Raw genomic sequence first — 15,655 nt, 5'->3', positions numbered from 1 at the left:
GTATGTATAGAGACGAGTGGCGGATAAAAAACATGCAAAAAAAATTAATTTAATTTTTCCCAAAAGGAAATAAGCAGAAAAAAATAACGGTTTCTTTCAATCCTCGTAAAAATAAAATAACAAGATTGTGATAGAAAATGAGGTCCTAAGTCTCATGTTCTATATCTGGAAACAGCATGAAATGTAGAATGCAAACGCTCTAGTTTGGGCATTTGTAGTTTTCGTCTTCATTTCACGATGTATAAATAGTCATGTATGGGAAACAAGGCATTTTGATTGGTCAAGTATTCCATCAAAAAAAGAAGCTTTGTCTCAAGCTTCTTAGCATCATGGCGTATCAAATATATGCTGTACAACGCTTCCAGCCCATTCTTAAAAGAAATGTATGGCTATATTTCTCACAAAATATAAGTCCCAAAACATTCGGTTTAACCTGAGATGCGATATTGGAAGGTATTTTTAACATTCGACACACTGGTCGGTTTGCCATCGACGAGACGAGGCTGATATTTAAAAGTGAGAGCAGCCTGAATCGAAGGTCGTACAAACATCGGATGGCAGTCGCCTTGTGCCTTTGGATTTTCTACCCGTCCTTTTTCGTTCACGCTATACACCACCGTACAATCCCCCTCTAGCTTACGATCCAAAGCTTGTTCAGGATAAGCTGGTGCTATTTTTGTAACAGGTTGATAATTTTTAACATCAAATGATTCAGGATGAGTTTGTGCTTTAGGTTCTACTGATTTCTGGGTCTTCGTCTGAGTTGGTATATCCGCTTGAGACTGCGTATCTACTGTTTTCTGAGATTCCGCTGCTGCCGTTTGCTTTTCCGTCACGACTTGCTGTGTCGGTTTAGCCGCTGTAGGTACAATTTTGTTGCTCTGTGACTCTACAAACTTCTTGGTGGTTTTCGGTTGGACTTCAGTAGGTTTCTCAAGCTGTTTTTTGACAGGCTCATGTAAGGGTTTTTCTTCGACTATCGGCTCAGGCTTTTTAGGTTCAGGTTGTTGTTTGATTGGAGGGGGTATTTGCACAAATTGTAATTGAATGGTTTTCGGCTTGGGTTCCGCCAATGTTTCATGCATCTCAACCGTACATAACCATGCAATTAGCGCAATATGCAATCCAGCCGTGACCGACAGAGCTAGGCCTTGATCACGAAACCTAATTTTGGAAACGGTTGCCATCATGATTGTGGTTCCTCTGTCACTAGCCCCAAGTTCGTTACCCCACTTTTTTGCAAGGATGCTATGGCCTGTGCAACCAGTTGATAATCAGCATCCTGATCGGCACGTACATAAAACTGTAAGCTTTTATCTTTTTGAATAATCGGAACGAGCTTTTGTTGCATAGTGGCTAAATCAATGGCCTGATCCGTAACTTTCTCGGTATTCACATCTGATCCAATATTCCAGTAATACTGGCCATTGGCTTGAATAGATAAGGTTACAATACGCTGCTGTTGTGACGCGGGCATGACATTGGCATCCACTTTAGGCAAATCAATTTGAATGCCTTGCGTCAACATTGGTGCAGTGACCATAAAAATTACCAACAACACCAACATGACATCAATATAAGGAACCACATTCATTTCAGCATTGGGTTTTAATTTTTGAGGACGCTTAATCATGGTTCTTGCTCCTTAACGCGAAGTGCGCTCAGTGTGCCCCAACAAACGATAAATACGCGTTTGCAACTCATTGGCAAAACCGTAATAACGACTGGAAAGCTTGTCAGCACGTGCCGAAAAGCGGTTATACGCCACGACCGCAGGAATAGCGGCAAATAAACCAATAGCTGTCGCAATCAGCGCTTCTGCAATCCCTGGTGCAACTGTATTGAGGGTTGCCTGTTCAACGGCAGACAGTCCAATAAACGCATTCATAATGCCCCAGACCGTTCCAAATAAGCCTATATAAGGGCTGACTGAACCGACTGTTGCGAGAAAGGTTAGATTCTGCTGAAGCTTTTCTTCTTCTTCACTGATACTACTGAGTAAACGACGTTCTACCCCATCAATCACATCACTTGTGGTGAGTTGCTCATCTTTGATCAATTGATGGTATTCATCCACCCCATGTTGAAAAATGCTGACAACGCCTTTTTGTTGTTCAGGCTGTTGGTAATCTTGCTGTAAAAGATTGAGATCTTTTTGCTGTCTAAAATTCTTTAAAAAACGGTTCCAAAGCTGCTCTTGTCCACGAAGTAACATGCCGTGACGCACGATTAAATACCAACTTACGACTGAGGATAAAACCAAAATCAACATCACTACTTTTACCAATACACTGGCATGGCTAATCAACATCCAAACTGACATTTGATCCATCGTTGCTTGCATAACGCACTCCAATTTTTTTACTGCATGGTGCAGTACATATATATTTTTAAAATGGGCTGTGATTCTTTAGCAGCCCATGTACTCACTCAGGTACTAAAGTACTAAAGAGTTATTTAGTCCAAATGCAGCGCTTGGGCGATTTTTTCCCAAGGCACATATTTAAAGTTCTGATTGGTTTCAGGCATACGTTTACGTCCGTCTTGCACCACCAACATGCCTCGCTTCCATTTGCCACCAAAATTTAGGGAACTCACATCTAGTCCATCTGTTTCAGACACAGCGTCAATGCCTTTGTCGGTATTGATGCCGATACGAAATGCGCCACGAACCGTGTAAGGTGCAGCAGCATCAAGCACCACAAAGCTGTCATTGCCTTGGCTTGAAACCACCAAATAACTTTGGTTTTTGCCGTGATACAGTCCCATCCCCTCAATGTCATCATGCATCACCTCTCCTACACCTATCACCTGCTGCATAGGAAGCTGAGTTTTTGGGTTGAGATCTTTTACCCACACCGCGACATCTTCTTCACCCAAGAAAATACGCCCTGTGGCATCGTCTACGACACAGCCTTCAGGTTGAGTTTTCACTGAAAAACGTTGTACTTCTTCAGCCCGTAATTTTTGCTGTGCAGCCGTGATGTGGTATTGAACAAAAGTCCCGTTTTTATCGTTGGGAATGGCATAAATTTCCCCTTGAGCGTCGCGGTACATGCAAATGCCATAAATATCATCCAATGTGGTTGCTAACTCGCCAAGCACAGAAACCTTGCCCGTTTTGGGTTGAATCGCAAAGAGATGCAGGCTGTTATGATCTCGGTTCGATGCCACCGCCAAATCGACTGTCTGATTGCCCCATTTAAAACCGTGGCGTACATCGACATTATTCAATCGCCCTACTGGCAAGTACTGCACAGTTTTGCCTTGTAAGTCTGTGACCTGTAAGCCACCTTGTTTGTCTGTCGCTAAAATACGGGACTGACTCGGCTGCGCAGCGTTATGCCAAATCGCAGGATCATCAGCCGCATCCCCTGTACTTGGCACACCCTCCGTCTGCACTTCTGCTGGAATAGTGATGATATTTTGGGCTTTGGTCTGGGTCTGCGTTTCCCATTCCACATCTGTCACTTTCACGGTTTTATCATCTAAAATCAGCAAGGATTTATCAGTTAAATTACCTTGAACACTCAAAGTCTCTGCTTCTTTCGCCGTGTCTAGTTGTAAAGGCGGCTGTGCTTTCCATTGCTTATCTTGCTTTTGATAACGATAAAGCAAAGGTTTTTCTGCATCGAGTACCGCGACATGATCATCTACAATCGCAATTGCAGAAGGTGAACCTTGAATCGAACCAAAGGGTTGCACGAGATCCACCGCCTGACGCACCATGTCTGCTTCAGAATGAGCTGGATATGCCCAAATGCCAACATTCGCTTCATTAATAAACAACTCTGCTGTGGCATCATTCACTTTGCATACACTACTAGCAGGTGGAAAACTGAGACGGCGTACCAACTGTGGTTGAACCAAAGCCTTCTCATGCTGAGCCACCAACCATTGTTCACCAAGCCCCTCTTCACCTACTAAAAAAGCAAAACTCAGCCCTTGAGCATCGGTATATAGGCAAACATCTTCAGACTTAAATGAACGCTTTGGAATAAAACTAGGCTTGTCCCATGCTTTATTTTTTAAGTTCATGCTCATCAGTTGAATTTGCTGTTGTTGCAAATTCGACGCAGCAATCAATAAACGCTCCGAACCAATCCGATAATCAAAACGCCCAAACTGACCTTGAATTTGATGTAGTACATTTTGTTGATCATCTAAAATTTGTAGCCCTTTATTTTTACTGCTCAACAGTGCGGCAACTTCAGGCCATGCACTCAAGGTTAACCATTGCACATCCTCAGTTTTCGCCCCATTCATGTCGACTTCACGTAATTGCAACTTCGCTGCCATAGGCTGATCTATTGGTATTTCAACCGAGCTTAACGACTGGCTATTTTGCGGAGCTTGGGGCACGCTGTGCTGACTGCATGCGCTCAATAACAGCAAGCAACTGCTTAAAGCAGACCATTTAAAAGATGAAAATTTCATAGAGATACTCAAAATTGGGCAAGGAACCTCAGGTCTGCTTCTGTTGAGCAAACCTGAGTACTAAATTTAATTCGACTTAAAAATGGGTATAGGTCAGTGCCAGTTTGTAAGCTGGGCCATACTCTTCATATTGCGCGTTATAAGCCTTCGAACCTGCATAGTTGTAATAATGCTCATCGGTGATGTTTTGTACATCAAACTTGAGCTGTAAGTTTTTAGATAAGTTCACATGACTACTAAAATCAAGGAAGATTTGGTCATCGGTATAAATATCTTTTTCAGGCGTATCAATGTCACCAAGTTCATACAGATAACTCGATTTATAATTTGCTGAAAGTCGTACACCAAAACGTTCATTTTCCCAGCCAAGCATCGCATTCGCCACCACATCCGACTGATTTGGCAAATGAATACGACGACTCAGAAGTTCACCATCTTTCATCGAATCAATATCCGCCTCTGACTTACTAAAGGTGGTATTTAAACCCAACAAGAACCCGTTCCATGGTGCTCCTAAGTGGTCAAATTTTTGTGAATAGGCAAACTCCATTCCATAGAGTTTGGCACTTTGACCATTTTTATAAGTCACAGCTTCATCAAAGTCAGCCCACTGACCTGTCCCTGCAATATTGGTGTTATAGATAAAATTGTCGATATCTTTATAAAAACTATAAAAACTCACCATACTGGCTTTGCCAAAATACTTTTCTACACCCAAATCAAAGTTAGAAGACTCTAAAGGCTTTAACATTGGGTTACCAAACTCAGCTTCATCACCATCTATGTAAACACCTGGCGCACTTTGCGCAAAGTTCGGACGCACGACACTATTGGTCCATGCCGCACGCAGGTAGGTATTGTCCGCCAATTGATAACGCAAATGTAAGCTTGGCAACCAATGATCATAGTCATTTTCATATTTGGTCGCAGTGATCACATCATCATTAAACTCAAAACCACGTGCTTCAAAGTTGGTATTTTCATAACGTAAACCAGCAATCACACGCAATTGATCCAAATCAATCGTATTCATGACATAAGCCGCTTGTATGTCTTCATTTGACTTAAAGTCATTAATGATGGAGCCATCCGCAACCACATAATCAGCAGCGTTTAGCCCATTTATTTTGTCCTGAATGGCATTTTCATTGATGCTTGGACCAAACTGTCCCAGTTCATAGTGACTGTTTGAATTGAAATCTGAACTTGACGTGCTGAGGTCTTTATATTTCCATTCATCGGTATTATTGGTTTTCTCACGTTGACTGATTTTGCCCCCGAACTTCAATGCAGCAGCATAATTCCCCAACATATAGTCTTTTAAAAAGTCTAATTTACCGTTGTATTCTTTATCGGTGGTTTTAGACTTTTCCCACGACACCGAATCTAGCTCATAGTTGGCAGCATCATAAAAATCTTGATCTGCTGTTACAACTGGCTTTTGGGTGCTGCTAAAGCCAAGATTGCTAAACTCAGCTTTATATTTCGCCCCCGAAATACCACCCGGATTTTCCTCCGATGCTTCGCTATAACCGAGTTGACCTTCCACCGTCCAAGTACCGAAACCTTGCTTGCCCCCTAAAACAAAGGACTGAATTTCTTGCGTTTCAACACGGCTTTTTAATGAGCGAGTGACTTCTGCATTTCCACTTTGCCCCGCAGTTTGCGGATCGGCAAATTCAACTGAAACTTCTTGACGCGATTCGGTATCTTTAAATCGGCTATATAACGTTCTTAAATAGTATTCGCCTGTGTCATTGGGGCGGTAATCAAAATTCAGCCCTGCACCAATGCGCTCCCGCTCGATGTCATATTGGCGCATTGCGGTTTCTTCAAGTGCGTCGCCATCCCAAGCCCCACCCGTTTCAACATTGTCCGAGCCAAATTTTCGGTTTTGATAACTCAGTGCCAGCGCTACCCCAAGGTTGTCTTGCCCCTCACCAACACTGAAACGGTTACTGATGGCACCCGATGCTTTAGGGCTATATTTTTCCCGTTTTTCATCATAACCACCTTCAACCGTTCCCGTATAAAACAAACCGTCATGGTCAAAGGCTGATAAACTTTCGACTTGCACCGTACCGCCTAATGAGTTGGCATCCATATCTGGTGTCAGCGTTTTCACCACAGCCAAAGACTGCACCAGCTCTGATGGTAAGACATCCAATGCCACGCCACGGCGATCGCTTTCAGGCGCGGGAACCAAAGTACCATTGATGGTCACTGCATTTAAGTCTGCACCTAAACCACGAACTGAAACAAAACGTCCTTCGCCTTGGTCACGCTCTGTAGATACACCCGGTATCCGTTGCAAAGCTTCTGCGGCATTGTCATCGGGTAATTGTCCAATGCCATCGGCATGTACCACACTGCTGATTTGGTCGGCACGTTTTTGTTCTTTGAGTGCTTTATCCATACTTGCAGCTTGGCCAATGACCTGTACATATTCCACCGTGTTATCTTCGGCATGTAGATGCGTCATGCTCAGCATTGACAGGACCAGTGTGCTGAGCTGAAAACCCGCACGCTTATGTTTCATGAAACGGCTCTGATTATTTTGCATTATGTTCTTCCCCTCAAGCCAAAGTGGCATGGTTTGAACGCACAATAGAAATTGAATGTGAACATGATGTGACAGTGCCTTTTACCACCTGCCCTTTTTATTTGTTTTTGGCCATTTTCAGTAAAAAGTGAGCTAATTTGATCTGTATAGAGAAAATTCTGAGCATACAGAATGATGCATATTCACCACAAAGATAGGGTTTTTCAGCATTTTTATTCTCAAAAAGCAAAAATACACTGATCTATTTTGACTCTAGCCTTTGCCATCAAACTGTCATCTAAATCTGTTTAGCTTGGGCGAAAATAAATCATTTCAAAAAATGCTATGCCTAAATACTTTGCTTACTACCGCTGGCCTTTGTTATGTGTAGCGACTGCCTGTAGCTTATCCCTGTGGTTGTTTATCTTACTTGGACAGAGCAAGTCGTTTGCTGAATGGAACTGGGTCGATATTTTAGGTGAAGGGGGAGCAACTGTTTTTATTGGTATTTGGATTTTCTTTATTATTAAAAGCCGTCCTTTGGGCCGTGTAACTAACTATATCTTTTATGGACTGTGTTTTATTTTTTTCCATATGTGGATGGACAGCTTAGATGAGTTTATTCGCCTACCTAAAGAAATCATGTGGGATGCATGGCTTGAGTCCATTCCTTTTCCAATTGGACTGTGCCTATTTACCATCGGGATTTATTTTTGGCATCAAGAAGAACTGGCGATTTCTAAACACATGCAAAAACGAGAACGTATTTATCGGGATCATCGTTTATTCGATGCACTCACCCCTTTGGCCGATGCTCATTACTTTAAAACACAGCTCAAAGCTGCAATTGAGCAAAACTTGCATGAACCCAGCGACATGTCCGTCATATTGTTAGATATGCATAATTTTAATCAGATTAATCAAACACATGGTTTTGATGAAGGCACATCTATTTTACAGCATGTTTCACAATTGATTAGCTTAAACTTACGACCACAAGACCTGCTCTGCCGCTTCGCAGGAGATCGTTTTATTATGCTGTTACCAGAGACGAAGCTACAACATGCTGAAAAAATAGCAGCTCAACTTGAGCGCATGCTTATGGTCAGTGCTTATTATCAACGTGATCTGTCCGCACACATTCCTTTAAAAGCACTCACGACCTGCTGTTCAGTCGGGCAATACCAAACTGCTCAGCAACTTTTAAGTGCCTTAAATCAGCAATTGCTCCAAGTGAAGCAATACTACTCACCAAAGCGAGTCACCGTATGAGCTTTGAATGCGACTACAGCTACATTCCTGCGCATCATCAATTGTCTATTTTAATTGATTTAGCAGTCAGCCATGAAGTCGAACATCACGTCCTACTCAGTGGTAGCGGTATTTTCTTGGAAGATATCTTTTCAGGGCAAAAGCTGATTAGCCAGCAACAGTTACAACAGGTTTTAACAAATGCAGAGCAGTGTTTTCGCAATCAGGACATCAGTTTTTTATTCGGTCAACGCAGCCTAACCACCCCCTTTAATGACGCCATTAAATCCATGCTGTATGCATCGACCTTTGATGAGGCGCTTAGCCGTTATTTAACATTTTCCGCATCTGTTTCACCGTGGTTATGCCCTCGACTCATGTATAGTCAAAGCCATATTCATATTTATTGGTTAGATGAAAACAAGCTTGAAAATCGCTTTTTAATCGAAAGCGCAATGAGTGCAATACAAGCATTTAGCCGTCAACTGTATCAAACCAAGTTAGCGTGGAAATTCGAATTTAATTTTTCTGAACCGGATTATATTGAACAATATTGGACGCATTTAGGCAGTGCTTTAGAATTTAATCGCCCGATCAACATGATGAGCCTGCCTCGTGACTTGGTCCATGAAAAACTTCCCAATGCCTCTTCGACCTTAGCTGCAATCAGTTATCAACATGCGCTGAAAGAAATGACAGCTCAAAATATTCAACAGAGTTTTTTGCTCAGTTTGCATCAATACTTCATGCAAAATATTCAAAATAATATTCAACTTGAACAAACTGCTGATTATTTTCAAATGAGTTCTGCCACCTTAAAACGTAAACTGAAAAAGCATCAGACCCATTTTCAGGCGCAACTCGATCAAAGTCGTTTGCATACCGCCATCATTTTATATCGTGTGCATGGTTTTAAAACTGAACAGATTTCTCAGTATTTACAAATTAACGATGCCACTAATTTTCGACGTGCGTTTAAGCGTTGGAGTGGTTTAACGGTACAAGCTGCACAGTCCTAACCACTTATTTTCCCCAAAAAATCACGGATATTGCTGTTGTAACGCCGAAATTAAAAGTCAAAAACTCATCAGCTAATCACTAAAGTCCGCATAGTCACGTTCGCTGTATTTTTCTGTTTGCGTCCAAGGTGTAGCAACATGTTGGCCAATTTTGCGCACGGTAAAGGTTTTGGCATAGCCAGAGGTCGGTTTGAGCAATTCATATTTTTGAACCAGTTGATCCTGTTCATTCCATATAATATTCAACGTTTGCCCAGCACTGCGTATTTGATAATGCGCTAACTTCGGATCACGTTGAATCAATTGTGCTCGCTTTAAAATGTCAGGATGAATCAAACTATATTCACAGCGCCAACAGTTTTTCATCCCTAGCATTTCTTGATCGACATCCTGCAATTGCACCCGCATTTTTTCATCTGGCAAAATATAAAAACGCTGAAACGGACTTTCTACGTTTGCTTGCCCGACTACATCTTTGCGCTGCATCCACTGAATTGCACTGTCAAAACTCGCATGCTCATGGGTGTCTGTTTTGGCAGACACATGAGCGTTGCTATGTGTCTGGGCTTCGTCAGCATGCGTTTGTGTGTTTAAACGTTCAATCCAAATATTTTGCGCATCTCGAATCATTTTCTCACTGTATTTTTGAATGGTCGTGACCCCATTGGAATCCAACCGTTCAATCTGATAATCAATACGATATTCATCGGCCGACCATACCCATGGACTGAGCAAACTGAAAGACAATGCTAAGAACTTCATTTTGAATTTGAACGGCCGTATTAATCTTGTATCCATTAAAATCCAAATGCCTTTTTCAATTGCTCAAATACCCATGTATTTTCTTGTGTGCCTTTGAAGAGATTTGAATTCTTTCCTTCAGCAAACAGCATCACATCTCCGCCGCCATGTGTTTCGCTTTTCGTCAGTTGTACCCCGACTTCTTGTTTATAGTCGTCAGCAAAGGCTTGCTCGTTGCTAATACTGTCACGAATATCTAAACGCTTGCCCGTACCATTTCCAAAAACGAGCGTCGTTCCTGTTGCCCCATTTACATCGCGGTATGGATTATGTACTTGGCCATCAGCCAGCACTTTGCTGTAAGCATTTTGCTCTTTTGCAATATTATAGTCATAGCTCAGCCCCAAAATACCTGGATTAGTCTCCGTCGTTTGGCCCGTTCGTGCGGCATAACCATTAAAGGTCATCACATGGTCATGGTCTGCCGTCACTACTATCAAGGTATTGCTCAAATCCACTTTATCCAGTGCAGTTTGAATTGCATCATTAAATGCCTTGGTTTCCTGCAATGCCCGTTTGGCATTATTGGCATGTAGCGCATGGTCAATACGCCCACCCTCAACCATCAAGAAATAGCCTTGTCCATGACTCTGTGCTTGCAGTGCATCAATCGCTTTACTGGTCATCACCGCCAGACTCGGTTCAGTCTTTATATTGTTCTTGAGTCGATCCAAATCAAAATTTAAATGCGACTGTGTGGAGAATACGCCGAAAATTTTCTGAGTATTGACCGTCTGTGCCAAATCACTTTGGCTTAAAACGGTTTGATAACCCTGCTGTTTAAACTCTGCCAATAAATCACGACCATCCAAGCGCCCTTTGGGGTTGGAGACTGCATCATAAGGCGTCCAGTGATTTAAGCCGCCTCCCAGAAGGACATTAATGCCATCCAATAAGTTTGGATTATAAGCTTTACCTTTTGGAACAGCTTGAAGCGCAATATCGTATTGCGCATCACGATGACAAATATGTGCATAGGTTGCCGCAGGTGTGGCATGGGTGAGTTCGGTCGTCGTCACTACGCCAACCGCTTTTCCCTGCTTTTTTGCCAGTTCTAAAATACTTAACGCAGGCATCCCTGCGACCATACTACGGCCCTGTTCTGGACAACGGTTGATGGCTTTCGCTAAGCTTTTGCCATTCGGCAATTTTCCATCTTCAGGTTCGACCGCAACCGTTCCTGTTGTCATGGCAATCACTTCATTTTTATTTTTCTGCCCAGTCATATAGGCGCCCATAGAGGGAGCGCTATCTGTGGTTTGACCATCCTCAGAATAGGTTTTAATCCGTGCTGCGTGCTTCATGCTGTCCATGGCCAGTATGCCATTTTCCCCCACAGCATAAATACGACTTGCAGTCACTGTGGTTGGTCCCATGCCATCGCCTAAAAAGAATATAACGCTTTTCGTCGGTGTAAGTGTGGTGTCAGCAGCATACAAAGCACTTGAAGAAATCGACGCTGTAAGCAGAAGCATCATGTATGGGATGGTTTTTAAAGTATGTTTCATGTGATATCCTTCTGCTATAAGCCTGTGATCTTACGAATGAGGTGATTGACCTCAATATTTTCAAGGCTACCTGAGAACTGATCGGCTCCCTGACCAATTGCACCTAAAAACACATCTGCACCGCCATGCGTTTCTTTATCTTTATAGCCCGTTTGAATCACAGCTTCTTGTTGGAAATCATCCGCAGCAGTGCCCGTACACCAACCCGTTTCAGCCAAAGGATAGGTGAAACCATATTTTTCACCTTGCGGTGCCTTTGGCCCTTGTACTGGATGACAGACATCAGTGTCTTTTAAGTTCAGTACCAAGTCATCCATACGGTTTTGAGTGGGGCGTTTTTTGCCCGTACCAAAACCGATAATCGGATAAGGTTGACCATGAATATCTTGAGCAAAGCCCGCTTGATCATAGTTTTTTACCAATCCAAGCACACTGGTTTCCTTACCTTCGACGTATTTTCCTGTGCGCTTGGCATAACCATTTAAAACCAAGGTGTGATCATGGTCGGCCGTGATTACAATCAGTGTATTTTTAAGTTCAGGATCACTTTGTTTAAGCTTTTGAATGGTTGCTTCTAAAGCATCATTTAAGGCAATCGTGTCTTGTAAAGCACGTTTGGCATTGGTGTCATGCAGCGCATGATCTATACGCCCGCCCTCCACCATCAGGAAAAAACCTTTTTTATTTTGCGTCAGGATGTCTAAAGCAGACAGCGTCATTTGCTTGAGACTCGGCTCTGCCAAGTTTTTCTTGGTGCGATCCAAGTCGTAATTTAAATGGCTGTGATTAAATAAACCCAATAATTTTTCATTTTTCGCCAGTTGCACTTGGGAGAGTTGGTTTTCATCAAAAACCACGCGGTAGCCTGCCTTTTGCATCTCGGTAATTAGATTGCGCCCATCAGTACGTTCTCCACCTGCATCTTTGGGCAAAAATTGACGCTTACCTCCACCTAAAACAACATCGACTCCATCTTTGAGTTTGAGGTTATAGCGTTGATAATCATCGCCTTTTGAACTCGGGACCAACTGTGATGCAATGTCATTTTCAGCATCACGGTGGCATATATGCGCATAAGTCGATGCAGGCGTGGCATGCGTGATCCGCGTCGTGGTCACAACCCCTGCCCCCCAACCCTTTGCTTTGGCTAATTCGAGTAAAGTCTGTGTGTTTTGCTTATTTTGGTTTTGTGGGTTAGTCGCGCACTGGTTATTTCCTACTGAGTCAGGTTCAACCGCAATTGTCCCTGTCTGCATCGAGATCACCTCGTTTTTCATCTTCACACCGGTCATGTATGCGCCCATCGAAGGTGCGCTGTCCGTGACTTGTGCATCTTCAGAAAAGGTACGAACAAAAGCAGACTCAGGCAGCCGATCAATCGCCAACTGACCATCTTCACCAACAGCATAAATACGTGAAGCGGTAAGCGTGGTAATGCCCATACCATCACCCAAGAAAAAGACCACACGTTTCGGTTGTTGGACTTTTTCTTGTTGGAGCTGTTGCGCTGTATTGGCCTGTTGATTTCGCGTTATCGTCGTACTTTGACAAGCGGTAAGCAATAAAGCGCTGAAACTTATACATGCCACGCTGATTGTTTTTAATTGGAATTTTTCAAGAGAACCGAGCATGGCATCAACCCATCTAAAGATGGCTGAACCATACACCGCAGATATTTAATTAAGATTACAACAGCACACAAACTTTAAATTTTCTTGATACTTAGATATTTTTATCACGTTTCACAATGATTTTTAGTTGGGTATTTTACAAAATCGAGCACTATAAAAAACCTCGGATACGAACATCCGAGGCTTTTTAATTTTTAAACCTATGCTGAGGCAAGTTATTGCGCGGTATAACCGCCATCCATCACCACGGCTTGACCCGTTACACCACCCGCCTTATCACTGGCAAGGAAGATCGCATAATCCGCAATTTCCTCTACACTGAGTAAGCGTTTTTGTGGCACCATCGCCAAAATTACATCTTCTAATGCACTTTGTTCGCTGACATTTCGGGTTTTAGCCAAGTCATGAATTTGACCACGTACCAACGGTGTATCGACATAGCCCGGACACAGCGCATTCACCGTAATACCATCACGCGCACACTCTAAAGCCGCAACTTTGGTCAAACCAATCACACCATGCTTAGCACTGTTATAGCCAGCCTTGCCAGCAAAGCCAATCAGACCGTTAATCGAAGCCATGTTAATCACGCGACCAAACTGCTGCGCTTTCATGATGGGAAATGCGTACTTGATACCAATGAACGACCCCACCAACATGACATTAATCAACTTTTGATAGACTGCGGTTGGAAAGTCCTCAATCACTGCAACATGCTGAAAACCTGCATTATTGATGAGAATATCCAAACGACCATAGGTTTGCTGAGTCAGTTCAATCGCAGCTTTATACGCGTCTTCATCAGTCACATCGCAAGGCGCAGACAAAGCCTCAAAACCTTCATTTTGAAGAGCTGTAACCGTTTCAGCACACTTGTCTGCATTCATATCAGAAATGACAACTTTAGCACCTTCACTGGCAAATTTCTTTGCAATTTCATGTCCAATACCGCTGGCTGAACCAGTAATAAATGCAACTTTATCTTTTAACAGTTGACCCATCATGTACTCCGTTGTCTTCTTTTTTCATTCCAAAGTCTTAAACAATACCAAACCAAGTAAAGGCAGCAATGGCAACAAATACCGCGATGGTTTTAATAATCGTGATGGCAAAAATGTCTTTATACGATTGTTTATGGGTTAAACCTGTGACTGCCAACAAGGTAATCACAGCGCCGTTATGCGGTAAGGTATCCATACCGCCTGATGCCATCGCAACAATACGGTGCATGACTTCGGGTGGAATTCCCATGGCTAGAATCGCAGCATTGTACTGATCGGCCATCGCACTTAGGGCGATACTCATCCCACCAGAAGCTGAACCCGTCACGCCTGCTAAAACTGTCGTGGTGACTGCACCATTGACCAGCGGATTGGTAAAGGTATTACCCAATGCATGACTAATGATCGCAAAGCCCGGTAAGGCCGCAATGATCGCACCAAAACCATATTCAGATGCAGTATTCATCACTGCAAGTAAAGACCCGCCAATACTGGCATTAACGCCATCTTTGAAGCCCGTATAGACACGGCGGAAGTCAAATGAAATGGCTGTGATTATGCCCACAATCAAAGCCAAGCCCACGGCCCAAATGGCAGAGGTTTTCGCAACATCGACCGTGTAGGTTGCAAGTCCAATCGCATTAAAGTCAAAACCGTTTGGATACCATTCTTTAATCGCAGTTGATAAATACTTATTGGTCACGGCAACTAAAATAAGCGGTACAAAAGCTAACCATTGACGCGCGGTAGAACCATTTGATGTGGTATCTAAGTTTTGCTTCAGTTGTTGTTGCTCGGCTTCTGTTAGTTCAATACCTGTGGCATAACCATCGCCATTTCGAGCGGCTACACGACGACGCCATTCCAAATAGCTCAAACCTGTAGCAAGAACAAATACACCACCAATCAAACCAAGAAATGGCGCTGCATAAATGTCTGTACCAAAAAAGGTCGTCGGAATAACGTTTTGAATCTGCGGGGTTCCCGGCAAGGCATCCATGGTAAAGGTAAATGCACCAAGGGCAATGGTTCCTGGAATCAAACGCTTTGGAATGTTGGCTTGTCTAAAGAGTTGATTTGCAAATGGATAAACAGCAAATACCACCACAAAGAGACTGACGCCGCTATAGGTTAAAATCGCCCCTAAAAGTACAACGGTTAACATTGCATTTTTAGAACCAATCAGGTTCACAATGGTTTTGGCAATGGATTCGGCAATTCCTGACATTTCAACCACTTTACCGAAGATGGCACCGAGTAAAAACACCAAGAAATAATCTTTAATGAACCCAACCATTTTGGGCATAAACACGCCTGAATAAAAAGGCAAAACGTTAGCAGGGTTAATCAGTAAAACCGCCAACAAGGCACAAATCGGTGCCATAAGAATTACAGAAAAACCTCTGTAGGCTGTATACATCAGTAGCCCAAGAGACAATAAAATTACACCCAAATCCCACATATT

12 protein-coding genes are annotated in these 15,655 nt (G+C 42.9%); 2 read left to right on the top strand and 10 right to left on the bottom strand.

Features of this window, described 5'->3' with window-relative positions:
- Positions 1 to 428 precede the first annotated feature (428 nt).
- The 5 genes from ACE01U_RS13960 to ACE01U_RS13940 form a co-directional block, all read right to left on the bottom strand.
- Positions 429 to 1,190 carry an energy transducer TonB gene (locus tag ACE01U_RS13960; protein ID WP_228146972.1) on the bottom strand — a complete coding sequence of 254 codons (762 nt, stop codon included), beginning with the start codon at positions 1,188 to 1,190 and terminating at the stop codon, positions 429 to 431.
- A complete protein-coding gene (gene tolR / locus ACE01U_RS13955; protein WP_034171509.1) occupies positions 1,187 to 1,633 on the bottom strand; it encodes a protein TolR in 447 nt (148 codons plus the stop codon). The genes ACE01U_RS13960 and tolR overlap by 4 nt, the downstream gene beginning before the upstream one ends.
- A gap of 12 nt (positions 1,634 to 1,645) precedes the next feature.
- Positions 1,646 to 2,344, bottom strand: coding sequence for a protein TolQ (gene tolQ / locus ACE01U_RS13950; protein ID WP_049590884.1), 699 nt, complete (start codon positions 2,342 to 2,344; stop codon positions 1,646 to 1,648).
- 113 nt (positions 2,345 to 2,457) lie between these two features.
- Entirely contained in the window at positions 2,458 to 4,437 is a 1,980-nt protein-coding gene (locus ACE01U_RS13945) for a phytase (protein WP_395579765.1), read from the bottom strand.
- A 76-nt stretch (positions 4,438 to 4,513) separates the two neighbouring features.
- A complete protein-coding gene (locus ACE01U_RS13940) occupies positions 4,514 to 7,000 on the bottom strand; it encodes a TonB-dependent receptor (protein WP_395579764.1) in 2,487 nt (828 codons plus the stop codon).
- Positions 7,001 to 7,324: 324 nt separating this feature from the next.
- Between ACE01U_RS13940 and ACE01U_RS13935 the strand changes: the two genes are divergently transcribed.
- Together ACE01U_RS13935 and ACE01U_RS13930 are read left to right on the top strand one after the other, a co-directional pair.
- Positions 7,325 to 8,251: a diguanylate cyclase domain-containing protein gene (locus ACE01U_RS13935; RefSeq protein WP_395579763.1), complete on the top strand. Its 927-nt coding sequence runs from the start codon at positions 7,325 to 7,327 to the stop codon at positions 8,249 to 8,251.
- Positions 8,248 to 9,249: a helix-turn-helix transcriptional regulator gene (locus ACE01U_RS13930; RefSeq protein WP_005234808.1), complete on the top strand. Its 1,002-nt coding sequence runs from the start codon at positions 8,248 to 8,250 to the stop codon at positions 9,247 to 9,249. The genes ACE01U_RS13935 and ACE01U_RS13930 overlap by 4 nt, the downstream gene beginning before the upstream one ends.
- A 72-nt stretch (positions 9,250 to 9,321) precedes the next feature.
- Here the strand turns inward: ACE01U_RS13930 and ACE01U_RS13925 are convergent, their stop codons facing one another.
- From ACE01U_RS13925 to ACE01U_RS13905, 5 genes are all read right to left on the bottom strand, one after another.
- Positions 9,322 to 10,047: a hypothetical protein gene (locus ACE01U_RS13925; RefSeq protein WP_395579762.1), complete on the bottom strand. Its 726-nt coding sequence runs from the start codon at positions 10,045 to 10,047 to the stop codon at positions 9,322 to 9,324.
- The gene (locus ACE01U_RS13920; protein ID WP_395579761.1) at positions 10,047 to 11,558 is read right to left on the bottom strand and encodes an alkaline phosphatase; all 1,512 of its coding nucleotides are present in this window, start codon (positions 11,556 to 11,558) and stop codon (positions 10,047 to 10,049) included. The genes ACE01U_RS13925 and ACE01U_RS13920 overlap by 1 nt, the downstream gene beginning before the upstream one ends.
- Positions 11,559 to 11,572: 14 nt before the next feature.
- Positions 11,573 to 13,189 (bottom strand): alkaline phosphatase, encoded by a 1,617-nt coding sequence (locus ACE01U_RS13915; protein WP_395579760.1) that lies wholly within the window; start codon positions 13,187 to 13,189, stop codon positions 11,573 to 11,575.
- 215 nt (positions 13,190 to 13,404) lie between these two features.
- Positions 13,405 to 14,190 (bottom strand): 3-hydroxybutyrate dehydrogenase, encoded by a 786-nt coding sequence (locus tag ACE01U_RS13910; protein ID WP_395579759.1) that lies wholly within the window; start codon positions 14,188 to 14,190, stop codon positions 13,405 to 13,407.
- Positions 14,191 to 14,227: 37 nt separating this feature from the next.
- A complete protein-coding gene (locus tag ACE01U_RS13905) occupies positions 14,228 to 15,652 on the bottom strand; it encodes a GntP family permease (RefSeq protein ID WP_395579758.1) in 1,425 nt (474 codons plus the stop codon).
- Between the last annotated feature and the right edge of the window lie 3 nt (positions 15,653 to 15,655).

Origin of the sequence: Acinetobacter halobius, assembly GCF_044130335.1 — a bacterium.
GTDB lineage: Bacteria > Pseudomonadota > Gammaproteobacteria > Pseudomonadales > Moraxellaceae > Acinetobacter.
Note: the sequence above shows the minus strand (reverse complement) of the source record. Positions and strands in the feature narration are given on the sequence as shown.